General features: G+C 41.1%; 15 protein-coding genes and 2 tRNA genes. 7 read left to right on the forward strand and 10 right to left on the reverse strand.

Features of this window, described 5'->3' with window-relative positions; all coding sequences use genetic code 11:
* Positions 1-11: 11 nt before the first annotated feature.
* From ACXZ1K_RS14005 to ACXZ1K_RS14015, 3 genes are read right to left on the reverse strand one after another with little or no spacing between them, the layout of a single operon-like run.
* Positions 12-866, reverse strand: a complete 855-nt coding sequence (locus tag ACXZ1K_RS14005; protein WP_458970292.1) for an NAD(P)-dependent oxidoreductase — start codon at positions 864-866, stop codon at positions 12-14.
* A gap of 4 nt (positions 867-870) precedes the next feature.
* A complete protein-coding gene (locus ACXZ1K_RS14010; RefSeq protein WP_458970293.1) occupies positions 871-1,536 on the reverse strand; it encodes a class I SAM-dependent methyltransferase in 666 nt (221 codons plus the stop codon).
* A 54-nt stretch (positions 1,537-1,590) separates the two neighbouring features.
* A complete protein-coding gene (locus tag ACXZ1K_RS14015) occupies positions 1,591-2,211 on the reverse strand; it encodes a hypothetical protein (protein WP_458970294.1) in 621 nt (206 codons plus the stop codon).
* Between the two features lie 116 nt (positions 2,212-2,327).
* Between ACXZ1K_RS14015 and ACXZ1K_RS14020 the strand changes: the two genes are divergently transcribed.
* The gene (locus ACXZ1K_RS14020) at positions 2,328-2,669 is read left to right on the forward strand and encodes a hypothetical protein (protein ID WP_458970295.1); all 342 of its coding nucleotides are present in this window, start codon (positions 2,328-2,330) and stop codon (positions 2,667-2,669) included.
* On the opposite strand, the gene ACXZ1K_RS14025 is transcribed toward ACXZ1K_RS14020, so the two are convergent.
* Positions 2,666-2,794, reverse strand: a complete 129-nt coding sequence (locus tag ACXZ1K_RS14025) for a hypothetical protein (RefSeq protein ID WP_458970296.1) — start codon at positions 2,792-2,794, stop codon at positions 2,666-2,668. The genes ACXZ1K_RS14020 and ACXZ1K_RS14025 overlap by 4 nt on opposite strands.
* A gap of 55 nt (positions 2,795-2,849) precedes the next feature.
* On the opposite strand from ACXZ1K_RS14025, the gene ACXZ1K_RS14030 reads away from it, so the two are divergent.
* Positions 2,850-3,071 (forward strand): hypothetical protein, encoded by a 222-nt coding sequence (locus tag ACXZ1K_RS14030; protein WP_458970297.1) that lies wholly within the window; start codon positions 2,850-2,852, stop codon positions 3,069-3,071.
* A 5-nt stretch (positions 3,072-3,076) separates the two neighbouring features.
* Here ACXZ1K_RS14030 and ACXZ1K_RS14035 read toward each other — a convergent pair whose 3' ends face one another.
* The 3 genes from ACXZ1K_RS14035 to ACXZ1K_RS14045 form a co-directional block, all read right to left on the reverse strand.
* On the reverse strand, positions 3,077-3,541 hold the full coding sequence (locus ACXZ1K_RS14035) for a PA2169 family four-helix-bundle protein (RefSeq protein WP_458970298.1): 465 nt from the start codon (positions 3,539-3,541) through the stop codon (positions 3,077-3,079).
* A 98-nt stretch (positions 3,542-3,639) separates the two neighbouring features.
* Positions 3,640-4,290 carry a LuxR C-terminal-related transcriptional regulator gene (locus ACXZ1K_RS14040; RefSeq protein WP_458970299.1) on the reverse strand — a complete coding sequence of 217 codons (651 nt, stop codon included), beginning with the start codon at positions 4,288-4,290 and terminating at the stop codon, positions 3,640-3,642.
* A gap of 77 nt (positions 4,291-4,367) precedes the next feature.
* Complete coding sequence (locus ACXZ1K_RS14045; RefSeq protein ID WP_458970300.1) at positions 4,368-7,196, reverse strand: ligand-binding sensor domain-containing protein; 2,829 nt, start codon at positions 7,194-7,196, stop codon at positions 4,368-4,370.
* A 182-nt stretch (positions 7,197-7,378) separates the two neighbouring features.
* Here ACXZ1K_RS14045 and ACXZ1K_RS14050 point away from each other — a divergent pair, with 182 nt between their 5' ends.
* The 5 genes from ACXZ1K_RS14050 to ACXZ1K_RS14070 all read left to right on the forward strand — a co-directional run bounded on the left by ACXZ1K_RS14050 (position 7,379) and on the right by ACXZ1K_RS14070 (position 15,104).
* Entirely contained in the window at positions 7,379-9,235 is a 1,857-nt protein-coding gene (locus ACXZ1K_RS14050; protein ID WP_458970301.1) for a glycoside hydrolase family 2 protein, read from the forward strand.
* A gap of 13 nt (positions 9,236-9,248) precedes the next feature.
* Positions 9,249-11,309, forward strand: coding sequence for a beta-L-arabinofuranosidase domain-containing protein (locus ACXZ1K_RS14055; RefSeq protein WP_458970302.1), 2,061 nt, complete (start codon positions 9,249-9,251; stop codon positions 11,307-11,309).
* An 89-nt stretch (positions 11,310-11,398) separates the two neighbouring features.
* Positions 11,399-13,336 carry a KUP/HAK/KT family potassium transporter gene (locus tag ACXZ1K_RS14060; RefSeq protein ID WP_458970303.1) on the forward strand — a complete coding sequence of 646 codons (1,938 nt, stop codon included), beginning with the start codon at positions 11,399-11,401 and terminating at the stop codon, positions 13,334-13,336.
* Between the two features lie 16 nt (positions 13,337-13,352).
* Entirely contained in the window at positions 13,353-14,252 is a 900-nt protein-coding gene (locus tag ACXZ1K_RS14065; RefSeq protein ID WP_458970304.1) for a carbohydrate kinase family protein, read from the forward strand.
* A gap of 3 nt (positions 14,253-14,255) precedes the next feature.
* On the forward strand, positions 14,256-15,104 hold the full coding sequence (locus tag ACXZ1K_RS14070; RefSeq protein ID WP_458970305.1) for a sugar phosphate isomerase/epimerase family protein: 849 nt from the start codon (positions 14,256-14,258) through the stop codon (positions 15,102-15,104).
* A 151-nt stretch (positions 15,105-15,255) separates the two neighbouring features.
* Here ACXZ1K_RS14070 and ACXZ1K_RS14075 read toward each other — a convergent pair.
* From ACXZ1K_RS14075 to ACXZ1K_RS14085, 3 genes are all read right to left on the reverse strand, one after another.
* A tRNA-Lys gene (locus ACXZ1K_RS14075) sits at positions 15,256-15,331 on the reverse strand.
* Positions 15,332-15,382: 51 nt separating this feature from the next.
* A tRNA-Lys gene (locus tag ACXZ1K_RS14080) sits at positions 15,383-15,458 on the reverse strand.
* Between the two features lie 66 nt (positions 15,459-15,524).
* On the reverse strand, positions 15,525-25,664 hold the full coding sequence (locus ACXZ1K_RS14085) for an amino acid adenylation domain-containing protein (protein WP_458970306.1): 10,140 nt from the start codon (positions 25,662-25,664) through the stop codon (positions 15,525-15,527).
* Positions 25,665-25,681: the final 17 nt, after the last annotated feature.

Here is a 25,681-nt window from a genome sequence, read left to right on the forward strand (position 1 = left end):
ATAATAGAGTGTTAAAGTCCTATGGCCTTTACTATTGCGATAATGTCTTCATGACCATATTGTGCCTCAGCTACACTAAAAGTTTGTAATGCTGTTTTAGCAAGCGGGGTTAAAATACTGAGGTCATTAGCCAATTTTAAGTCTTTTACAGTATTACTTAATGTAAAAGCGGGTGCGAATGTATTATTTAAAACAGCATCGCCCTTGATTTTAACAAACGGACTACCCAGTGCGCCATTATTAAACACCTGAAGAAGATCAGACTGGTCAATTCCAACATTTTTTGCAGTTACCAACGCTTCGGCAAGTGCTTGTGCTTGAATGGCCAAAAAAGTATTTACAATTAACTTGGCTTTATTACCTGCACCGGTATCGCCAAAATGAATGGCCATTTTACCAAGCGCTTCAAAAATTGGTTTTGCTTTTTCAAATGCCTGGACCTCACCTCCGGCCAGGATGATCAGCGATGATTCATTTGCTTGCTTAACGCTCCCGGAAACCGGCGCATCAATATACTGGTTGCCCTGCTCTCTGCAAGCTATAGCCATTTGCTGACTAACGTCAGCAGAAACGGTACTCATATTGATGATCAACTTTCCAGTTACTTTAGCAGAGAGGATCCCATTTACACCGTTAAATATTTCTTTCGTAGCCCTATCATCTGTTACCATAAGGATTAATACCTCGACTTTGTCAACCAGATGCGCGGGATGTTCGGCAACCTCTGCCCCCTCCTCAGCGAATAAGTCAGCCTTAGACCGGTTCCTGTTGTAAACTGTTACCTGGTAACCCGCTTTCATTAAAGCCTTACACATGGGTGTTCCTATGGTACCCAATCCGATGAAGCCTATTTTGTTCAAAATCATATAATTACTTAGTTGCTATAATTACCATAAACTCCCGTTCAATTTCAGTTGTGGCATTCACCTTTACCTGTTCAGCGTAGGCCTGTACCTCAGTAACGGAAAAGCCTGCCATTTCAAGGAGCGCTTTTGCCTGACTAACATTATATAATGTAAAACCAAACTGTGTAAAAGGGAGTTTCTCCATGAACTCCCGTTCAGCGAAAGACAGGTATAATTGCGCGCCTGGCTTTAATACCCGGTAAATCTCCCTGGCATAAGCTTGGGGATCATTCCAAAAATATATAGTGTTTACGGTAAATACTTTATTGAAAAAGTCATCTGCAAAAGGTATGGTTTCTCCGTCTGTAAGTGAGAAAGTTACGTTACCAGATTGAGAAAGGGAAGCATTAATCTTCGAAGCTTCTTCTACCATTAAATCTGAAACATCAATACCATAATAATCCAGATTACCGATTTCAGTAAACAACAAACTCACATGGCGCCCTCCTGCCGGACCTATTTCCAATATAGACTCATACTGCTTCAAATCCATAACAGCAATGGTTTGAAGTATCATATTGCCATTATTATCGGCCATGTTTTGGGAGGTAACAAGTCCCATTTCTCCAATAGGCCTGCTTAGCTGACTGGCAATTTCTTTAAGACTTTCTATATTTAGTTCTTCAGACATCTTACTGCGTTTATTTCTTTCGGAATAGCAGTAAAGGTATAAAAAAGGCTTATCCTACCAAAAAGGTAGATAAGTTGAGCTGAGGGCTTGTCCGCCTTCATGTATGATCACCGCTGAACACATTTTATTTTTATCTATTTCGAAAGTGATACCGGTTTTACTGTCATAAATCTCATTACCTATCTCTTTACCCGGCTTTATTTTGACTAAAGCATATGTCTCAGAAAGATCCTTCAAAGAAGATGAAATTCCTAATCCCTGTACTGTTTTATAGCCAGGTGATGTTACGCGAATCTGTTTAATCCTGGCCGGAGGATTATCTCCGGTATCCCTTACGGTGTATATAGCGGTGGCGTAAGATTTAGGGTTGTGGTCTTTGTACCATATGGCTACGGCCTTTTGCATCGCCGCATCCCCTGCATCTGCAGTTCCATAAATTTTGAATAATTCGGCGGCATCCTGGTCAATTTTAATCAGCCCCGCAGATTTCCCTGGAATCAATAAGGAATCGGATTTGACTGATGGAGTTTTTGAAATACTTGCGCTAGTTGTATCCATGTGAATTGAATCAGCAACCAACGAATCTGAGCCGGATGTATTTTCCTTTTTTTCGCTGGTACACGACGTGATTATCAGGGTAAGCAGCATTAAGAAAAGCAATTTGAATTCTTTCATAACCATTTATTTGTTGGTTTAAAGAACGGATTGATCAGCAAAATGTTTGCTTTGTAAAAAATTAAAGATATTTAGTTTATACTTAAATACGGCATAGACTTTGATTTGCACCAAATATGAAACCTGCATTTAAATGTCTACGCTATCTGGAAAATGGTACATTGAGTATCCTTGAAATAAAACGCACAGATTTATCCTCAGACGCGGAGGTAAATGACGTATATAAATGGCTACAGGTAGATAAGTTTTCCTTTCGCGTTTCGCAACTATCTGTTGGTTTTGTTGATTCATCTGGCTATGTAGAAGAACGCTTTTTTGACACGGGCTACCTTAAATTTAACCCAGAGCAAGGCACCTTCATTGAAAAATTCAACTCCGCACAACATAGTCTTAGAAACCATAGTGGAAACGACTTGCCTGTAGAAATGCAGGGTGCTATTGAAGCCTACTTAAATTAATCGGCTTTCTTCTTCGTTCCTTTCTTTGGAACACAATTTGGCACTGTTTTACCATCTTTCTTTTTAGTACCAACCTGCTCATAGTTTTTCCAGCAAGGGTCATTATCTTCTTTCTTCTTAGCCATGTTGTAACGTTTAGGTCTATAGTAAACTTTTAGCTGGCTATTTTGTTTTAAAGTTATGAAAACACCTCCAAAAGACAATCCTGTGCGCAAAGATGAAAATCTCACTGCAGAAAAAGATGAATTTCAAACTGACGAAGCTATAGCAGCGAAGGATACTGAAATTCAGCCAAAAAACGCAGTTTCACCTAGCGATGTTCCTGCGGATGACGCCATCGATGAAGTTAAGGATAATTCCGAAACAGGTTTAAATACTGAAGATAAAGACGAGATTTTTTGAAAATGCTATTTCCCTCTGGCAGAGAATTGCTGATGCAAATCCTGAATCTCCCTCAGTGCTTCCGCAATGCCAAAGCGCTGGCGTTTCAGCAAATTGAGGTGATCTGAATGAGTATCATGGTCAATGATGCATTGGTCAAACTTTTCGATAGCGGCGAGCTCACCTGTTTCAATTGCGCCAAGAATTGCCACATCTTCCTTGTTGCTTAATGCTTGCTTTATGTCTATCCAAGCTCTATGCAGCGCGCCAATCACTCCACCGGTTTGATCCCCTCCATCACCTCCGTGTTTAGCAATGTGATCTAGAAGATCCTGTGCATAGGCTGCGCGTTGAGCGGAATATTTCAGGAATACACCTTGAAGCTCTATACTATCAGTGGCCTCCGACGCAGATTCATACCCCTCTTTACCATCATTTACAATGTTAACAAGGCCTTGTAAGTCGCCGATAATCTCGCTATTATTTTCCATTGATATCATGTCTTAGTAATATAAGTAACCTTACAACTTGACAAAGGTTTTAACTTGCTTCAAAAAGCTACGTAACATATCACGATAGCAATGCAGAATTAATTGATCAACCCCTTAATAAGCGCGTAGCGGATTAAGGTAGCGGTATTTCTTGAAGCAGTTTTATCAATTAAATTTTGCCGGTGGCCCTCTACCGTTCTTTTACTTAAAAATAGTTTCTCGGAAATTTCTGAATTGGTAAGTCCTTCACCTATCAGTTGGAGTACTTCCATCTCCCGGTCCGTAAAAAGCGTAGGATAATCTGTTTCATCGATTGTCGACTGCGGGCTTAAGGCTAGCTTAACTAATAACTTTGAGGAAAACTCAGTACACATATACTTCCCGCTTTTCTGTACATGATTTAGTGCGAACACCAATTCCTGTTTACCTACACTTTTCAATAAATAACCACATATACCAGCTTCAAAAAGTGCCGCAATCAGCTTTAAATTGGCATTTGAAGAGAGCATAACAACCTTTACTTTATTGTTCAAATCCAAAATCTTTTGGATGATATTGGGCAGTTCCTGTTGATTCAGATCTAAATCTAATAAGATTATATCTGCGTTTATGTGATTTCTTATCGCAAAGCTAAGTTCATTAACATCAGAAGCCTCGTCAATAACAGCAATATTACCACTGGATTCCAGCAACAATTTAATTCCGTCTCTAACCAGGGTCTGGTCAATTGCGAGCAAAACGTTTAACATAAATACTTATTTAGTTTATGATAATTAGATATTGCTTAAACAAAACAAATATATATTGGTTTTCGGGTTTAAAAGAATTAATCTTTATTATTTTGAGCGTATTCTGAAGGGCTAACTCCAAACTGTTTTGTGAAAGACCTTCCGAATTGTGCCTGAGAACTAAAACCAGTTTGACTGGCTATCTGCTGAATTTTCAAATCGGAATTCAACAGCAACTCAGCAGCTTTTTTTAAACGGGTGATGTTAATCAATTCATTAGGTGTAAGGTTGGAAATAGCTTTAATTTTTCTATAAAAGGTGGCCCTGCTCATATTTAAGCGTTCAGCCAGAAGATCAACGTCCAAATTGGTATTCGCCAAATTTTGATGAATATAATCATTCAGCGTATTTAACAACGCCTGATCCGGTTTGGATTGTGCAATGGTTATAAGGTGTGTAAACGAATCCACCCTGGCCTGGTAAACCTCCCTCTCCTTTTGGTTTTCCAATGCCTCCATCTTCTTCTTATTTTTCAGTCTAGCACGGTGGTTTAAGAAAACAATCCCCCAATAAAATCCTGCAAGAGTTAGAATTATGTAGAATAAATATGCCCAAATACTTAACCAAAATGGAGGGCTAATGACAATTATTAATTTTGCTGGTTTATCATTCCAGATACCACTACTGTTAGAACCTTTTACCAGAAAGGTATAAGTACCTGGAGATAACTTCGTATAGAAAACTTTTCTGTTTCTTTTTAGGTAAGTATAGTCTTTGTCTAATCCTTCTAGCTTATAAGCATATTCTGCTGTTTCAAATCCAGTGTAAACAAGCGCTGCGAAGTCAATGCTGAAAGTAGATTGATCGTAAGCCAGCTGAATCTTATCGGTATATGTAATAGATCGTTTAAGCAGATTACTACCTATCATGACTTCCTGATTGAAAACTTGGAAACCAGTAATGAATACTTTAGGTACCACCCGGTTTGTAGTAAACTGTGATGGATTAAAAGCAATCATTCCGTTTACGCTTCCAAAGTAAAGCTTACCAATCTTGTCTTTGAATGAGGAGTTGTAGTTAAACTGATCACTAAGTAATCCACTAGCCTTGGTATAAACCTTAATCATTTTGCTTTTTGGATTAAACATGGCCAGGCCTTTTGAAGTGCTCAGCCATAAATTATCCGCATTATCTTGTTCTACGCGGTAAAATACATTACTGGGAAAGCCATCTTTAGCTCCAAAGCGCTGAAAGGCATTAGCTTTAGGGTCAAACCTGTTGAGGCCATTTTCTGTAGTTACCCATAAAGTATTGTTCTTATCAATAAATAAAGAGTTTACAAAATTATCACTAAGGCTATTTTCCCTTTCTTTGGCATATTGAAATCGACCTTTTTTACCAGTACTTGGATTTACAAAGAAGAGACCATTACTTATTGTTCCTGCCCACAGTGTACCTTGTTTATCTTCTACTATTGTCATGTAATGGTAGTTCGACGGAAATCCATCAAATACACTGAAATATTTACTAGACTTATTGTACTTATAGACACCATAAGAACTACCGAGATAGATTTCCTTGTTTCTTGTTTGGTAGATAGATTCAATAAAATTGCTCTTAAGGTCATGGTCTTCCTCTCCTTTATCGTAATGTCGCAGTACTTTTCCAGTATTGACATCCATTACATCTAGGCCCTGTTCGTATGTGCCAATCCATAATTCATTTCCCGTGGCAAGCAATCCATGTGTGTTTGTGTGTGCGATGCTGGTTCTTGTTCCATCAGGTAAGAACTTTGTCACTGTTTTATTGATCTTATTTAATCCTACATCCTCTGTGCCTACCCACAAGTTACCATACTGATCTGATGTGATTTCACGAACCGCATTTCCACTAATCGGATAGACGTCGCTCTTTGGAAAATACTTTTCAAATGCACTGAAGGGTTTAGGGTAATAATTGACACCGCCAAAGTAGGTCCCTGCCCAGATTCCTCCCTCTTTGTCTTTCGCCAGCGTGTATACAGCATTGTCTGATAAGGCGTAAGGATTACCGGGATTTTTCCTCAGTTGCTGGTAGCCACCTGTTTTAATGTTATACACGAATATTCCAGATTCTGTAGCTATCCAATATAGATCACCGCCGTAATGGATGAAATTCTTAGCAAAAACAGCAGTGCGGTCTGTATTATAGGTAAGGACATCCTTATAAGTAAATGTGGAAAGGTCAAATATTTTAACGCCCTGATGCGAAGTCCCTATCAAAATAGAATGTGCATTTGTGGCATAGATTTTATCAATCCAGCGGGAGGTTACGGCTGAAGAATGCTCGAACACATTATAACTAACGAAAGCATCCTTTTGCGAATTATACATTTTAAGCAGGCCGTCATTGGTACTTAACCACAAAGTTCCATCTTCTAAAAACAACACAGATGAAACATTAAAATTTTGTTTATCAGTATATAAACTGACTTTACCTGACTTTTTACTGTATTTAAATAATTTGGATTCTGCGATGAAACAAATATGATCATCACGATCAGACCTGAGTGATGAAATGTATTTGCCCTTGGTGGCCGGCACAATACAGAAACGCTCCAGTGTATCGTTGTAGTGAAATAAACCTTTGGATGTACCTATCCACAGTTGCTGTTCCTTATCTTCTAAAATGGAAAGTGTAACATTACTTCCTATACTGTTGGAATCGGCTGGGTCATTTCTAAAGATTTTGAAATTATATCCATCAAATCTATTCAGTCCGTCTTTTGAGGCAAACCACATAAATCCCTTTGAATCCTGTGTGATGTCAAAGACAGAATTATAGGATAAGCCTTGCTCAACCTGATAATGCCTGAAATCGTAGGTTTGCGCTACAAGTTTGTTAGCGACATTGAACAGGAGCAACAAAATTATAAAGTATTTTTTCAAGTTGCTTGGAAGAGGATTTATATCAAATTTGGTTTGCGGCCTCCAAATTAAAGAATTTAAAGGCAATTTGAGACAAATTGATAAATGTTTGAGCCGATTTGTTAAAAGTTTATGCCTTCTTTTGAGTCATCAGTTGCAGCTAAAATTGCAACCAACACACATTAATAACCAAATACAATATTATGAAGTTAGCATCCTACATTATTGGATTATGCCTGGCTCAAACGTTAGTTCAGACGTTGCCGGCAAATGCGCAAGCGCAAACATGGAAACCTGTTGGAGGAAAAATCTCCACACCATGGGCGGAAAAGTTAAACCCTACAAGTCCGCTCTCAGAGTATCCAAGGCCTCAACTCGTTCGTAAAAACAACTGGAAAAACCTGAACGGGTTATGGGATTATGCGATTACGACTAAGGAGGAAGCCGCACCAAAAGCTTACCAGGGGAAAATTTTGGTTCCTTTTGCTGTGGAGTCTTCACTATCAGGAGTGGGTAAAACAATCGACAAAAACAACCTACTTTGGTATAAAACTAGTTTCACTATCCCTTCAAGTATGAAAAATACGGTTTTACTGCATTTTGGAGCGGTAGACTGGAGAACTGAATTGTGGTTAAATGGCAAAAAGGTTGGAAGTCACGAAGGGGGATTTGACCCTTTTAGCTTCGACATTACCCCCTTCATTAAAAAAGGTGGTAAACAAGAATTGGTTATTAGCGTTTGGGATCCGACAGATGAAGGACCTCAACCAAGAGGTAAGCAGGTAAAAAATCCGGAAGGCATCTGGTACACACCTGTAAGTGGCATTTGGCAAACAGTTTGGTTGGAAGGAGTTTCAAAAACGTTCATAGCTTCTACTAAACAAACGCCTGACATAGATAGCAAAACCATCTCGTTATCAGCGGATATAACTGGTGCACAAACAGGTGACATGTTAAGGATAACAGCATACGACGGCGCTAACAAAGTTGGAGAAGCACAAGTCGCGGCTACTGAAACTGCACGCTTAAACGTACCAAACCCGAAATTATGGTCGCCGAATACGCCATTCCTGTATGACTTAAAAATTGCAGTGATTAGAAATGGTAAACCTGTAGATGAAGCTAGCAGCTATTTCGCGATGCGTAAGTCTTCTATGGGGCCTGACAACAACGGTGTGCAAAGGATGTTGTTAAATAATGAATTTGTATTCCAATATGGTCCGCTAGACCAGGGATGGTGGCCAGATGGATTGTATACAGCGCCAACCACTGAGGCATTGGTGTTCGATATCATTAAGACTAAAGAAATGGGTTTTAACATGATTCGTAAGCACATAAAAGTCGAACCTGCACTTTGGTACTACAACTGCGATAAACTTGGAATATTGGTGTGGCAAGATATGCCAAGTGGCGATCTTGGAAACCAATGGGAACCAAATCTAGGACAGATGGGCGGCACAGACAAAAACCGCACAGCTGAATCTGAAGCCATCTATAAAAAAGAATGGAACAGGATTATGGACCATTTGCATAACTTCCCTTCTATTGTGGTATGGACACCATTCAATGAAGCATGGGGACAGTTCAAAACTAAAGAAATTGCAGAGTGGACAAAAGAAAAAGACCCTTCCAGACTGGTGAACAGCGCAAGCGGTGGTAACCACGTAATTACAGGAGACATAGTAGATTTACACCATTACCCTAACCCTGCAATGCCAAGACCAGATCTTTTTGGTCCAACACACGTAGTTGTTTTGGGCGAATTTGGAGGCTTGGGATTACCTGTACCGGAACATACCTGGTTAAAGGATAAGAACTGGGGTTACCAAACCTTCAAAAATGCAGATGAGTTGTTCGATAAATATGCATCCTTTATGACTACTATGGAAGGGTTAATTAAAAAGGGCTTATCTGCAGCGGTTTATACCCAAACAACTGATGTAGAAAATGAGACCAATGGCTTTATGACTTACGATCGAAAAGTGATTAAAGTACCCGTAGAAAAACTAAAGAGCGTCTCTGATAAATTGTACAACAAGTCCTTAGTAACACTTCAATAAAGTTGCAATTACTATGTACGGCAGGAAAAATTTAGTGCTGGCCTCTGCAATCCTATTAACCGGATTGCAGAGCTTGAGCACACAGGCGCAATTAGTAAAGGCTGAAGCTGTTGAGAATACCTCAAATAGCCCGACAAATAGTTATTATGTTAGCAACAAGACACCCCTCCTTAAAAACCATTTCATTAAGTTACCCATCGGCAGTATACAACCTGGAGGCTGGCTGCGGAATGTTTTGGTTTTGCAGAAGGATGGTTTGACGGGTAACTTAGGTGAAATTAGCATTTGGCTGTCGAAAACAGACAATGCCTGGCTTAATAAAGAAGGCATAGGAAAACATGGCTGGGAAGAACTTCCCTACTGGTTAAAGGGCTATGCAAATATCGGCTACATGCTAAAGGATCCGAAAATGCTTTCAGAAACGAAATTCTGGATTGATGCAGTATTAAAAAATCAACGAGATAATGGCGATTTCGGCCCATTTGTAGAGAAGGGAAAAGGTAAAAGAGACTTATGGACGAACATGCCGATGCTTTGGTGTCTTCAATCATATTATGAATACAGCAAAGACGCGAGGGTTTTACCATTGATGACCAAATACTTCAAATGGCAACTGACTATTCCGGATGATCAACTTTTAGAGGATTATTGGGAAAACAGTCGCGGTGGCGACAATATCACGAGCATCTACTGGTTGTACAACCGCACTGGTGACCAATTCCTTTTAGACCTTGCAACCAAAATAGATAAAAATACCGCTAACTGGAGACAAGCAACCAATCTGCCCAACTGGCATAATGTTAACATCGCACAATGCTTTAGGGAGCCAGCAACTTATTATTTGCAAAGTCATAATGATGCAGACTTAAAAGCTAGCTACAACAACCAGAAGTTGATTAGAAGCATTTACGGGCAAGTTCCGGGCGGTATGTTTGGCGGAGATGAAAACTCCAGAAAAGGATATGATGACCCTAGACAAGCTGTAGAGACCTGCGGACTGGTAGAACAGATGACCTCCGATCAGATGATGCTGGGAATTACCGGCGATACGTATTGGGCAGAAAACTGCGAAGATGTGGCATTTAATACTTTCTCTGCAGCCTTCACTCCAGATTATAAAGCACTAAGGTATCTTACGGCACCAAATATGGTGATCAGCGATGCTAAAAACCACAACCCTGGCATAGATAATTCAGGACCGTTTTTGATGATGAACCCATTTAGTAGTCGCTGCTGCCAACACAACCATGCCGCTGGCTGGGTATATTACGCAGAAAACTTATGGATGGCTACACCAGACAATGGTATAGCGGCACAGCTTTATGCAGAAGCTTCTGTAAAAGCTAAGGTAGGCAATGGTATTGAGGTAACACTTAATGAAACTACTAAATACCCATTTGAAGATCAAGTTAATATAGAAGTTAGCACACCGAAAGCTGTAAACTTTCCTTTATACCTTAGGGTGCCCGCATGGTGTAACAATCCAGTAGTAAGGGTGAACAATAAGATGATTGCGGTAGATGCAAAAGCTGGCGGCTACATCAAATTGACCAATACCTGGAAAAATGGTGATAAAGTAAGCCTGCAATTACCTATGGAACTTAAACTTAGAGAATGGGAGAAGAACAAGAACAGTGTAAGCGTAAATTACGGGCCACTTACGTATTCTTTAAAAATCGATGAAGACTACATTCAAAAAGACAGTAAAGAAACTGCTATTGGTGATTCTCAATGGCAGCCGGGTGCAGATCCTAAGAAGTGGCCTTCGTTTGAGATTCATCCCAAATCTGCCTGGAACTACGGATTATTGGTTAATAAGAAGAATCTGGCTACCTCTTTTAGGATTGTTAAAAAGCCATGGCCTAAGGACAATAATCCTTTTACAAACGGAAATGCGCCTATCGAGCTGGAAGCAAAGGGCAAGCTGATTCCAGAATGGAAAATCGACAAGTATGGTCTTGTTGATGTACTGCCGGTAAGTCCTATCAATAATGAGGAAAAAGAAACTGCCTTAACGCTCGTTCCAATGGGCGGGGCAAGATTAAGAATCTCTGCTTTTCCTGTGGTAAAATAAAGATTTAAAACATATTTGTAAAAGGCTGGTATATAGTATACCGGCCTTTTATTTTTTCATACATTTGGCCAATTATTTTTTCAAGCAAAATGGGTCATCATAAACACGTTCAAAAATTAAGTGCAGCGGGGTTATTAATCAGTTTAGGGATTATTTACGGCGATATAGGTACCTCTCCTCTTTATGTTTTCAAAGCCATAATAGGCGATAGATTAATCACCCAAGACCTTATATTGGGCGGCCTTTCCTGCATTTTCTGGACCCTAACGTTGCAAACCACTCTTAAGTATGTGGTTATCACGCTACAAGCAGACAATAAAGGTGAAGGTGGGATATTCTCATTATACTCTCTTGTAAAGAGAAAGGCCAAGTGGCTGATCATTCCGGCGATGGTTGGAGGGGCAGCCCTCCTTGCCGATGGAATCATGACCCCGGCAGTAACAGTTTCAGCAGCTATAGAAGGTTTGGGCCTCATTTATTCAGACCTGCCTACTGTACCCATTGTACTGGCTATCCTAATATTTCTATTTGTACTGCAACAATTTGGAACCTCTTTGGTAGGTAAAGCATTTGGGCCGATCATGTGGATTTGGTTTACAATGATTGCGTTACTGGGGCTGTCCTACGTGATGGAATTACCAGAAATATTAAAATCAATTAACCCCTATTACGCCTATCATATTCTAAGCACCAATCCTGAAGCATTTCTGATTATAGGCGCGGTATTCCTTTGTACTACAGGAGCTGAAGCCTTGTATTCAGACCTGGGGCATTGCGGCCGCGCAAATATCCGCACCAGTTGGGTATATGTAAAAATATGTCTGATCCTGAATTACATGGGTCAGGGAGTTTGGTTATGGAAATTACAAGGAACAAAATTGGGCGACGTTAATCCATTTTACCACCTGATGCCAGATTGGTTCCTTATTTACGGAATCCTGATTGCTACGGTAGCGGCCACAATTGCTAGTCAGGCCTTAATTTCAGGTTCATTCACACTTATTGCTGAAGCAGTACGGCTTAACCTTTGGCCAAAAGTAAAAATCAACTATCCAAGTGAGCAAAAAGGACAACTGTACGTACCCTCAATGAACTGGATCCTGCTCGCAGGTTGTATCCTGGTCGTATTAATCTTCCAGAAATCGGTTAATATGGAGGCAGCTTATGGCCTATCTATTACTGTTGCCATGTTGATGACCACTATATTGGTTTCAGTATTTCTAATGCGCAAAAAAGTGCCAATCTACCTTGTAGGTATATTTTTAGTAATATATGGTGTAATCGAACTGACGTTCCTGGCCGGTAACGCCGCCAAAATACTTCATGGTGGCTGGTTTACACTTATTTTGGGTGTGTCCTTGTTTGCTGTGATGTGGACATGGTATAATGGACGCAGAATCAGGAACCGTTATATGAAATTTGTAGATATTGAAGAGTTTTTCCCTATACTTAAAAATATAAGTGCGGATGAGTCTATACCTAAGTACGCATCCAATTTAGTTTATCTAACCAGTGCTAATTTTAATACAGAAATAGAATCCTCTGTTATCTACTCCATCATACAGAAACATCCTAAACGCGCAGACGTCTATTGGGTTTTACACGTAGATGTTACAGACGAACCCTATACGATGGAATATGAAGTTGACCAAATGATCCAGGACAAGCTGATCAGGATCGATTTCCGCCTTGGATTCCGTGTTGAACAACGCATCAACGTATTATTTAGAAAAGTTGTCGAAGAATTGGTGGCAAGTGGCGAATTTGACATCACCAGTAAATACAAATCTCTTGAAGCACAGAAAATACCTGGCGATTTCCGCTTTGTGGTCATTGAGAAGATTATATCCAATTCAAATAGCTTGAGGTTTATCGAGCGATTAACCATGTCTTGCCATAGAATTCTTAAAATGTTAAGCATATCAGAACGCAGAGGTTTCGGTTTAGATTCGAGTTTCGTAACGATAGAACAGGTTCCGCTTATTGTTGACATTCCGGAACCAATTCGCTTAATAAGAATAAAATAACATTTAAGACAAAATTATGGGCATTATACAACCAACTATATACTGTTTTGGGGAAGTACTTTGGGATATTTTCCCACAAGGTGCTCGAGCAGGTGGCGCTCCTTTTAATGTTTCTTACCACCTGATGCGAATGGGTGTCAATTCGAAAATGATAAGCCGAATTGGTAGTGATAGTTTGGGGGAAGAGTTATTGGCTAAGCTGGTTAATTGGGGTATTTCCACCCGTGACATTCAGACTGACCTTACTTATCCAACAGGGACTGTTATCGCTACTATCGACGAGCACAATGAGGCCCATTACGATATCGTGAAGCCAGTCGCCTGGGATTTCATTGAGATGAATAACGACTACAGGCAGAACGTCGCTACAGCCGATGCCTTAGTATTTGGCAGCCTGGCCTGCAGGAATGAGGTATCGAAAAACACGTTGTTTGAGTTGATAGAACTGGCGAAAATCAAAGTATTCGATATCAATATCCGAATGCCCTACTTCTCTGTAGCGCTTGCGAAGGAATTGTTTGCAAAGGCAAATATTGTGAAAATGAACAAGGCCGAAATGAAAATCATCCTGGAGGCCCTTGATAAAGAATATACAAGCGAGGATGATGGTGTGCATTTCATACAAGATACCTTCAAAACCGAAGAAATTGTTATTTCTAAAGGCAGTAAGGGAGCATTGTACTATGATCAGTACAAAAGATATGACTTCCCGGCAATTCAGGTTACTGTGAAAGATACGGTGGGAAGCGGTGATTCTTTCCTGGCAGGATTTCTTTCGAAAAGAATTGCCGGACACAGTGCACCTGACGCAATGCAACAGGCAATCGCATTAGGCGCATTTATTACGTCACAAGAAGGCGCTTGTCCTGATTACACTGTACAAGATTTCAAGAATTTCCAATCGGCAAACGTGTAATTTATGAAAGTTAGATTTGGCACTTCCCTCCTTTCCTGGATTACACCCTTGTGGACCCCCGAAGGTGGACGCTATGCGATTGAAAAATCAGCAGCCGCAGGATTTGACCTACTGGAAATATTGCTCCCTAACACTATGGATTTTGATGCTGCGACAGTTAAAGGCCAGCTTAGGAAGAATGGTCTCGACGTAGTATGTTCTTTAAACTTACCTAAAGCAGCACACATTCCTTTTCATCCAAAAGAGGCTTTAATATTAATAAATAAAGCACTGGATTGTACAGCCGCATTAGACACCGATTCCCTAAGTGGAGTTTTGCACTCAGCAATTGGCGTTTTTACTGGCCAGCCTGTAACTGATCAGGAAAAGGAAACGATTGTTAACGTACTGGGAGAAGCGGCGGTTTATGCAAGTCGACTGGGCATAACCATTGGTATAGAACCTATCAACAGATACGAAAGTTACGTATGTAATACGGCTGCAAATGTATTAGAGTTAATCCATAAAATAGATATGGCCAATCTGGCGGTTCATTTGGATACCTTTCATATGAATATCGAAGAACGCAATTTTCATGCTCCAGTGATACTAGCTGGTGCATTGCTGAAGCACGTACATATCACGGAGAGCAATCGCGGTATGCCTGGTGAAGGCACTGTAAATTGGATGGAGTTATTTAATGCGCTGAATGCGATCAATTTTAACGGAAACCTTGTTTTAGAAAACTTTTCTTCTTCAATTCCTGGAATGCAGCAGGCGGTTTCTTTATGGCAGCAATCGCCGCACCACTCTGATGATCTCGCAATTGGAAGTCTGAAGTTCCTTAAAGATCAGGTAAGTCTGTTTAATTAGGGCAATTTTATCTTTGAATAATACAACAATTAGACTTATCCAAGTCCCGATTGCCTTCAGTAAAACTCCGGCATTTTACAATTTCAACTGAGGCATAACCAAAAAATGATGCAAAAAAAAAGTCCGTTCCGAATTGGAACAGACTCATAAATGGTGACCTCGCAGGGATTCGAACCCTGGACCCACTGATTAAGAGTCAGTTGCTCTACCAACTGAGCTACGAAGTCATTTTATCAGTGTAAAAATAAAACCCTGCAATCCTTAGTCTTACAGGGTTCTGGTGATCCCGCTGGGATTCGAACCCAGGACCACTACATTAAAAGTGTAATGCTCTACCAGCTGAGCTACGGAATCATTCTCTTTTTGAAGAGGGTGCAAAGATAGAATTTTATACTTATTATACTAAATATATTTTAAAATTTATTTACCACTTGCTTTGTCCAGGCAATCCTGCAATTTCGCGGCAAACTTTTTATCATTAGGGGACATAAATATAGTGTTATGCTCACCTGGAATGCTATGCACATTAATACCTTTAAGTGCATATGGCTTCCAGCCCATAAACTCAAAGTCGTCCAGATGGAAAGTCTTAGTTTCTGCTCTGAATAATTCAATTGAAATAGGGTAAGGAACGATTCGATAGTGCTTTGATGCAATATTATTTGCTTTATCTACTTTAAAAGAATGATCTATAGTACTACCCTGCCCGCTTTGCTTTTTGAAAAGCATAGCAAGGTGATATTGCATTTTTTTCTTTAAAGTCGCAGCTCTATTATTTATAGTACTCTTAAAACCTTCTTTGAAAGCTACGGTATGCCAAATCTTTCTGAAAAAATATAATCCTTTATTTATATACTTAATTACCGCGGGATCGTAATGTGGCGTCCGGTAGGCATAAGTATCAAACATGGCTAACATAATTACCTTAAAATTTTGTGCTTCAAGCTGTTTTGCCATCTCAAATGCCACAATACCACCAAAAGAATAACCTGCCAAAGCGTAAGGTCCGCTAGGATTTCTCGCCCTTATTTCGGAAATATAGTGTGCTGCAATAGCTTCGATTCTGTCTAACGGTTCGTCAATTCCATTTAAACCTCTAGCCTGCAGGCCATATACAGGTTGTTCTGGATCCATATGTGTAGCCAGCGTATTGAACAATAACACATTTAATCCAGCACCATGTACAATGTAAATCGGTACTTTAGTTCCTTTAGGCTTAATCGGCACTAAAGAATCCCAGGTAACGGATTTACCGTCCAGGTAGAGCGACAATGCCAATCGCTCAATAGTAGAATGTTCAAAGAGAATGGCCAATGGTAAACGCTTGCCCGTTTCTGCTTCAATCATTGTCATTACTTTGACCGCGGTTAATGAATGTCCCCCAAGTTCGAAAAAGTTGTCGTAGATACTTATCTTGTCTAGCTCAAGTACTTCCGACCAAATATCTGAAATCATTTGTTCAACATCAGTCCTGGGTGCGACAAAAGAAGATTGAACGTCTGCTAAGCGAAGATTAATAGCTAATAGCGCATTCTTGTCTATCTTGCCATTCTGTGTTAAAGGCATCTTTTTAATCTCCGCAAAAGCATCAGGAATCATATAATCTGGCAAATGCCTGCGTAGACGCTCCCTCCAAAGGCCATGCCTTTCAGATGAAGACAATTCAGTGTCTATGTCATTTAACACAACATAGGCAATTAATTTATTTCCGTTCTTATCGGCGCGCGCTAGCACTACACTGCTTTTAACACCATCCAGTTTGGAAAGTTGATACTCGACTTCACCAGCTTCAATCCTGAAGCCTCTTATTTTAAGTTGTGCATCAATACGAGAGAGATATAAAAATTCACCATTTTCCGTATATTTTCCGATATCCCCTGTCCGGTACATTTTTCCAGAGCCGGAAGCAGAGAAAGTATTGTCTAAGAACTTTTCCTTATTGAGTTCGGGAAGGTTAATGTATCCTTCAGCAATGCCATCGCCTGCAATATAAATTTCACCTGCCACACCAGCGGCTACCGGTTTCTGGTATCTATCCAAAATGTATATGCTCGTATTGGCTATTGGTTTTCCGATACTAATAACTGATGTATCTGTAGTAATCTCTTTAATGGTAGACCAAACAGTAGTTTCTGTCGGCCCATAAACATTCCAAAGTCTTCTTGCTCTTTGCAATATCTGTTGCGCCAAATCCAGCGGCAACTCTTCTCCACCGCAAATTGCTCTAATGTTTTCAACATTCCAGCCAGATTCCAGCAATATTCTCCAGGTATTTGGAGTGGCCTGCATTATCGTGATCTTTTTTCTCCTGATGATATCTAAGAGCAGCCTTCCATCTCTTGCAGCTTCCGTACTTGCCAACACTACGCTCGCGCCGCAAACTAATGGTAAAAATAGTTCTAGAACAGAAATATCAAAGCTTACGGTTGTCACCGCCAGTAGCCTGTCGGTAGCTTCCATGCCAAAATCGGGTTGCATACTTAAGAGTAAATTCACTACGCTACAGTTCGCAATCTTAACTCCTTTAGGGGTACCCGTAGATCCTGAGGTATACAGAATATAGAGCAAGTCTTTACCTGAGGCATTAACCTCAATGGATTTTGAGGTAAAGGCATAATCGACCAGTTCGGACTTGATATCTTCGAGCGATAACTTACTACCTGAAAAATCAACTTCACCGCTAAACAAATCAGACGTGACTAACACGACTGCACCCGAGTCAGATAGCATATGAGTTTTTCTGCTTGCCGGAAAGCTCGGATCAATTGGCAAGTAAACTGCGCCTGCCCTCATTACAGCTAATATAACAAATAGCAAATCTGAGGATCTTTCCAATGCAATACCAACAACTTGACCTGGTTTAAGACCATGCTTAATGAAGATGCAAGCCACCCTATTTGCCTTTTCCATCAATTCAGCATAAGTATATTGTTCTTCTTCAAATTCCAAGGCGATATGCTGTGGATATTGGTTTGCTGTCTGCTGTATAAGTGAGTAGAGCGAAAGTTCTTTCGGATAGGCTTTTGCCGTATCATTAATTTCCTCGAGTTTAGCCAGGAACTGCTCCGAATGTAACGTAGGAATGTCAATGATTTTGGTATCAGGCTTAGTAATGATTTGTTTAAGCAAATCATCAAATTCCTGCATCATTCCTGCGATGGTGGATGTTTTAAAAAGCTGTATATTATAAGACCATTCGAAAACCAAACCGTCTTTATGATCGCTTATGTTTAAAAAGATCTCAAAAGTTTCGTAGGCTCTTGGGTTGCTGATATAAGTATGCGTTAAGCCTTCAAAAGCTACCGCTTCATCCATTCCAAGCTCCACATTAAATATTACCGGAACTAATGGCAAACGGGATGCATCCCTTGGTATGTTCAACTGTTTAAGCAGCTTGCCAAAGGTATATTGCTGATGGTCGTAGGCCTCAAGCATTTCAGAGCTGCGCCTTACTAAATAATTTTCAAACGACTCTCCCGGGTCAACTTTACTGCCTATCGCCAATAAATTTACGCAATGGCCTATCAATCCATAGGTACCTGCTGCCACTTGTCCTGCGGTTGGTAAGCCAAAAATCACTTCTTCATTTCCGGTCATTCTATGCAGAAATACTTCAAAAGCTGCAATTAATGTACCTACAAAGCTAACCCCTAATCTTCTTGCCAAATCAGTTATTGCATCTTTGACCCCAACTTCGATAACGAAATCCGCACGTTTACTGTTGTAAGTCCGCAATGCAGGTCTTGGATTATCCGTAGGCAGATCCATTACCGGGGTATTTTCTCTAAATTGGTTTAGCCAAAAGCGTTCATTCTCTTTGTATTTAGCGGTATGTTCAAATCTATTCTCATCTAAAGCATAATCGCTAAACGCAGGAACCACAGTAAGTGGAACAGACTCACCAGTTAGAAAGGCATTGTAAAACGTTCCAAGATTCTGCATCAATACCCCAATAGACCAGCCATCGCATATGATATGATGCACGGTGACTACCAGCAGGTGTTCATCAACAGCCAGCTCAAATAATGCAAACCTAAACAATGGGCCACTTTCCAAATCAAATGCCGTATGCGCTGATTCAAAAAGATAATGCTCTACAATCCGATCACGGTGTGAAGCGTCGACCTGAGCTAATTCGTCTCTGTAAATTTCGACTGGAACAACAGATTTGATGATGATTTGCTCACCATCAGCGCTAAAAACTGTCCTTAGGGCCTCATGCTTATCGCAGACTGCCTGTATAGCTTTAGACAAAGCCTGATCGCTTAACTTACCATTTAGGCGTAAAGAAAAAGAATCATTATAGGCACAACTCGCCTCAGGGCCGCCAATTAGGCAAGAAGTCCATATTTCCAGTTGAGATTCCGTTGCCGGAACTACGGTACTACCCCTCTTATCTATACTGAGAAATCCTGCCTCAAGCAACTCATCAACACTTTCTTCAAAGGCGTTTACAATTGCAGAGGTATCTTCAATAGTATGTGCAGCGGTGATAAAACAAGGAAAACCATCAATAATATGAATTCCCTTCAACCTCATTAAAGTAAACAAAAGTTCGCTGTAGGGGATTTCTTCTGTAAACTTCAGCCGCCAAAGGGAACCAAAACCAACCACCACAAGGGGCACCCTTTTTTCAAGACAAATGGCATTCATCCTATCGGTCATTTGTTCTGTATGTAGCGTCAGATCGCGCTGTAGCGACGGCCCTTTCTCCTTCAGATAATTTAAAGAGGCTTTAGCAGCAGCCAATGCCAACGGATGCCTTACAAAAGTACCAGCAAAATAGGTTACCCCTATCTCTGGCACAGATTGATCACCATATTGCCAATGTCCTCCATCAAGCGCGTCCATATAGTAGCTTTGGCCAGCAATTATCCCTATAGAAAGACCACCGCCAATCACTTTTCCATACGTTGCCAAATCGGCCTTAATGTTAAACAGCGCCTGGGCACCTCCCGGATGCATCCTAAACCCGGTAATCACCTCATCAAATACCAGAGCAATTTTAGCATCAATTGTTATTTCCCGCAATTCCTTTAAAAAAGTCACCGGCCTAAACTCCGGTCGTCTGCTTTGAACAGGTTCTACCAAAACAGCGGCAATTTCGTTTGCGCGCTCTGTTATAATTTTTAGTGATTCTTCAGTTCCGTAATCCAGGATCAGCATGTTTTGAACAGCTTCCGGCATTATTCCAGAAGCAGCAGGTATGGTTCTTAAAGATTTTGTACCCCTTACAATCACCTCATCAATAATCCCGTGATAGGACCCGCTGAAGGCAACAATGAGCGATTTTCCGGTGATGCTTCTCGCAATACGCATTGCACCGAGCACCGCCTCAGAGCCTGTATTGCACAAAGCCACCCGCTCAAAACCCGTAAACTCACTAAGCAATTTACATACCTCACCAGCGAGCTCATGCTGCGGACCAATCTCATAACCTTTCTCAATTTGCTGATGTAGTGCCTCCTTAATGAAATCAGGCTGATAGCCCAGCATATTGGAACCGAAACCATTTAGTGCGTCAATATATTCGTTACCGTCTATATCATAAAGTCTGCTCCCTTTGGATCGTTCAACAATAATTGGGTAAACAAGCTCTTTAGTTAGCGGCCGAAAGCCACTTACCACCCGGGGATCTGCCATATACAACCTGTCCTGTTGGGTTTTTAATTTGCTCAATTGCGTACGATCTGTATAACTTTTAATCAAGCCTTCTATAAAAGATTGCTGCTTAGCAGTGAGAACGGATATTTTCTTTTCAATCCTGGCGGTAGCACCAAAAGGCTTGCTACTTTCTGCCAATTCTTCTGAAGTCAAATCCGGTAAGGGCGACTTAAAAACTGTCAGTCCATCGGTAGATTTAGCTGCACCGCTTTTCTGAAGCAATTCAGTAAGTAAGGTAATCGTATTGTATTCAGAGAATAGCTTTCTAAAAGTTACCTCCACATGGAAGCTATTCTTAAGCCTACTCGCAATCTGGGTTAAAATCAAAGAATCAAAACCGGCCTCAGCAAAGGTTGTGGATGGAGATAAGGCAGAGATATCAATTCCAGAAGCATCCTCAAATACTTTAACCAATTGCGCCCTTAAACTATTTTCTTCATCAGCTACATCAGCGAAAGCCGTAGGGGTATTAGACACTTTAACCTCACCATGCGACTGCGGAATACCAGGCTCCAGCCAATATTGCTTATGGTCAAAAGCATAGCTGTTCAAAGTTAGTTTAGGTCGCCTGATATTGCTATAAAACGCCTTCCAGTTTAGATCAACCCCGTTTAGCCATAACTGTCCGCTAGCTGTAAGCAAACTTGGGTATTCTGCCATCTTCTCAGTAGCCTCAATACCGCCAACCACTCCGGCATGTTTACCCTTTGCCTGCTGTAAAACAAGCGTGGAAAGTGTGCGACCCGGACCAACCTCCAAAAAAACCCGACCAGCTGTAGTAGTCAACAAATCTATTGCTTCGGCAAAGCGGACGGTGTTTCTCAAATGAGCAGCCCAATAAAAGGGATCGACCGCATCCTCTTCACTCATCCAAGTTCCATTCACGGTAGATACGAGTGGCGTTTTTGGAACGCTATAAGCAATTTCTTTCGCTATTTCCGCAAAGCGGTCCACTATTGGATCCATCATTGAAGAATGAAAAGCATGACTGGTTTGCAATAAACCAGATGCCACTTGCTGCTGTTCCAGCGATGCCGCAAAATCCGCAATCAACTGCTTATCACCTGCCACAACACACAACCTATCGCTGTTTACAGCTGCTATATCCAAACCCTTAGGTAATAACTGCTTAAGATCTACAACACCCATTCTTACGGCAAGCATGCTGCCTTCAGGTAAGGTATTGATTAAGGCAGCCCTGCTTGTAATAAGTTTCAATGCATCAGACAGGCTAAAGACCCCGGCCAAGTGCGCAGCCACGAATTCACCAATACTATGCCCAACAAACACGGCGGGCAATACGCCCCAGCTCATCCATAAACGGGCAAGGCTGTAAGAAGTAACAAACATAGCTACCTGTGTCCCTGTCCTAATTTGCTGCTGCAATTCTGAGAAAGAACAATTCAATAATGCTAAACATTCATTTACAGCCTCGCGGTACACCAGCTCACTTGTGTAAAGAGCAGATCCCATTTCCGGGTATTGAGAGCCCTGACCGGGAAACATAAAAACCAAAGCATCAGGCTGTTCAAGCAAAGTGTTTGAATTGCTACCATTAGTCGTAAAACCCTCCAAAGCCTGCTGCAAATCCTCCCTATCCTCTGCTACTACAAAACACCTGTGTTTAAGTTCAATGCGGTTAACATTCAGATTATAAGCAATATCAATTAAACTAGCCTCACTATTACTTTCAGTAAATTGCTGTAGCCTTTTTCTATTGCTTTGTAAGCTGAACTCGCTCGCTGCTGATAAACAAAACAACCTGTGCAAATCAGGCTCAAATACCTTAAAATCCTCCTCTTGGTACTCTTCCAGTACTGTATGCAAATTTGTGCCGCCAACGCCAAAAGAACTAACTCCAGCACGTCTTGCAACACTATTTTCCCAATCGCGCAGCCTGGTATTTACATAAAAAGGACTAGTTGCAAAGTCTATGTTGGGGTTTGGCTTTTTGTAGAACAACGAAGCCGGTATTTTTTTGAAATGGAGTGCAAGGGTGGCCTTTATAAAGCCCGCTACACCCGCTGCAGCCACCAAATGGCCCATGTTACTTTTAATAGAACCAATGGCACAGAATTGTGTGGTTGGCTGCTTTCCAAAAGCAAGCTTTAATCCCTCAATCTCGATGGGATCTCCCAACGGTGTTGCTGTGCCATGTGCCTCTACATAACCAATTGATGATGCTTCAAAGCCAGCATCTGCTAACGCCATAGCAATAGCACCAGCCTGCCCAACTGCACTGGGCGCGGTAAAACTACCCTTATCACCACCGTCATTATTGAGGCCAATGCCTTTTAGCACCACATAAATCACGTCACCATCCAGCTTAGCCTGCTTCAGGCTTTTCAAAACAACAACACCAGCACCATCACTAAAGACTGTTCCGGTTGCATTTTCATCAAAAGGCCTGCAATGACCGTCGGCACTGAACATGGCGCCATCCTCATATAAATGACCGCTCTTAATGGGCGAAGTAATGGATACCCCACCAGCAAGCGCAACATCACAGTACCCATTTCTAATACTTTCAGCAGCCTGCGCAATGGCGAGCAATGAAGTGGCCGAAGCTGCATTTACGCTAACGGCCGGCCCATTTAAGTTGAGTTCAAAAGCCACCCTTGTAGCAAGATAATCCTTCTCATTAAGCGTGGAGACCAGAAAACTACCGACATTGGCAATCAAATCCGGGTTAGTCAGCACATTATTTGTGTAATAACTATTGTTACCGCTACCTGCAAAAACTCCTACAACACCTGGGTAAATGCCAGGGTGGTGACCGCTTGTTTCCAGTGCTTCCCAGGCAATCTCGAGAAAAACCCTGTGCTGAGGATCCATCAATGCAGCCAGTTTAGGATTGATGTTAAAAAAGGAAGCATCAAAACCCTCAGCATCCGCTAAAATACCTCTTGCTTTAACATAATTATCTCGGTTTTTTATGCCCTCCTGAATACTTGGATCAAGCTCCTGATCTGCAAAAAAAGAAACCGATTCCTCTCCTCTAGATAGCAAATCCCAAAGCTCATTCAAATTCTCTGCCCCTGGGAAACGCATCGCCATACCCACAACAGCAATATCCTTATCAGAAGGCTTCCTGTCAAGCAGCACCGGGTCAAAATCAACCTCCAGTTCATTATTGTCCAGGTATGATGCCACAGCAGCCACAGTTTGGTGCTGATAGAGCTTGGCAACAGGAATAAAAAACCCATACCTAAGTTTCATCTGTGCGGCAGATTTGATCACCAGCAAGGAATTGCCGCCAAGATCAAAAAAATTATCATTCCTACCTATTTTATCCAGCTCCAGCAATTCGCCCCAGAGCGAGGCAATCTTATGCTCGGTCTCGCCAACGGAGGCACTGAACAACACAGGCAGGTCTGGTCTTGCGTTTCCAGGCTTAGGCAAATTGTTCCTATCCACCTTACCGTTGCTTGTTAAGGCGAAGCGCTCCACCTGCACAAATGCTGCAGGTATCATAAATTCAGGTAAAACTTTGGCAATTTCCTTTCTCAACTGAAGGATATCCATATAACCATCAGCAGGAACGATATAAGCAATTAACCGCTTCTCGTCGGCAACATCTGGCTCGGCGATAACTACAGACTGCTTAACCACATCAAAACTATTGAGACAAACCTCTATTTCACCCAATTCAACCCTGTTGCCCCGTATTTTTACTTGTGTATCCTTACGGCCAATATAATGTATATTCCCATCAGGCAATCGCTTACAAATATCTCCGCTCCTGTAAATTCTTTTCTCAATGCCATATTTATTAATCCAATTCAAAAAAACCGAATCGGTAAGCTTTGGTGCATTTAAATAGCCTGTAGCTAGATTAATTCCACTAATGCAGAGCTCCCCTTCCGCACCGTCTACTACTTCGTTAAGTGTATCATCTAAAATAACAAGCTCAACATTGTCGATTGGCTTCCCAATAGGTGGTAGCAGTGGCCAATTTGCAGGTGCGCCAATTAACTTAAATCCGCTGGTAAAAACCGATGCTTCTGTGGGACCATAAAGGTTATAAAAAGTACAATTGGGCAGGGCCGAAAAGAATTTTACCAACTGCGGAGTTATTTTCAATTGCTCACCAGCGGTAATTATTTCTTTTAAAGATTTTGGATAAAAATTAGTTGAAACAGCAGCAGATGTAATATATTGCAACGCTACAAAGGGCAAGCTTAATCTGGCTATATTTTGTTCGTCAATATATTTCAGGAGCGAATCAGGATCCAGCCTGATCTCTTCATCAATCAACACCAGCGTGCCTCCAGTACAAAGGGTACAAAAAATCTCCATGACAGAAACATCAAATTCCAAAGGAGAAAACTGTAGGGTCTTATCACCAGTAACTAGATATGGAGATAACTGCTTGTGCCAGGAAATTAAGTTTACGATACTTTGGTGAGCAATACATACCCCTTTGGGTTTTCCGGTAGATCCAGAAGTGTACAGCACATATGCCAAATCAACACTAGTAGCGTCAATATTTCCCAAATTATCAATGTTAGTCCCCAGAATATCACTTTCTTCCGGGATAAGCACATTTGGAACCAAAGCTTCAAAAACAACCTTAAACTTCTCAGTACAGATGCAGAGCGAAATACCGCTATCGCTAACAATCTCTTTCAATCTTGCTTCCGGGAAATGTGGATTAAGTGGTACATACGCCTTTCCGGCTTTTAAAACTGCTAAAAGCGAAACAATAGTATCAATGGATCTTGAAGAACTTACACCAATAAATTGCGAGTCAGGAGCCGATTCCAGAATTCGTATAGCAAGTTGATTAGCCCTTAGATTTAGGTCGGAATAAGCAAATACAGCACCACCAACCTGAACAGCTGCTGTGTTCGGAATTTTAATGGCCTGTTGTTCAAATAAATGGTGTATTAACATTTAGTGATCGCCTCGCT

Source organism: Pedobacter jaeyakensis, from assembly GCF_054461315.1.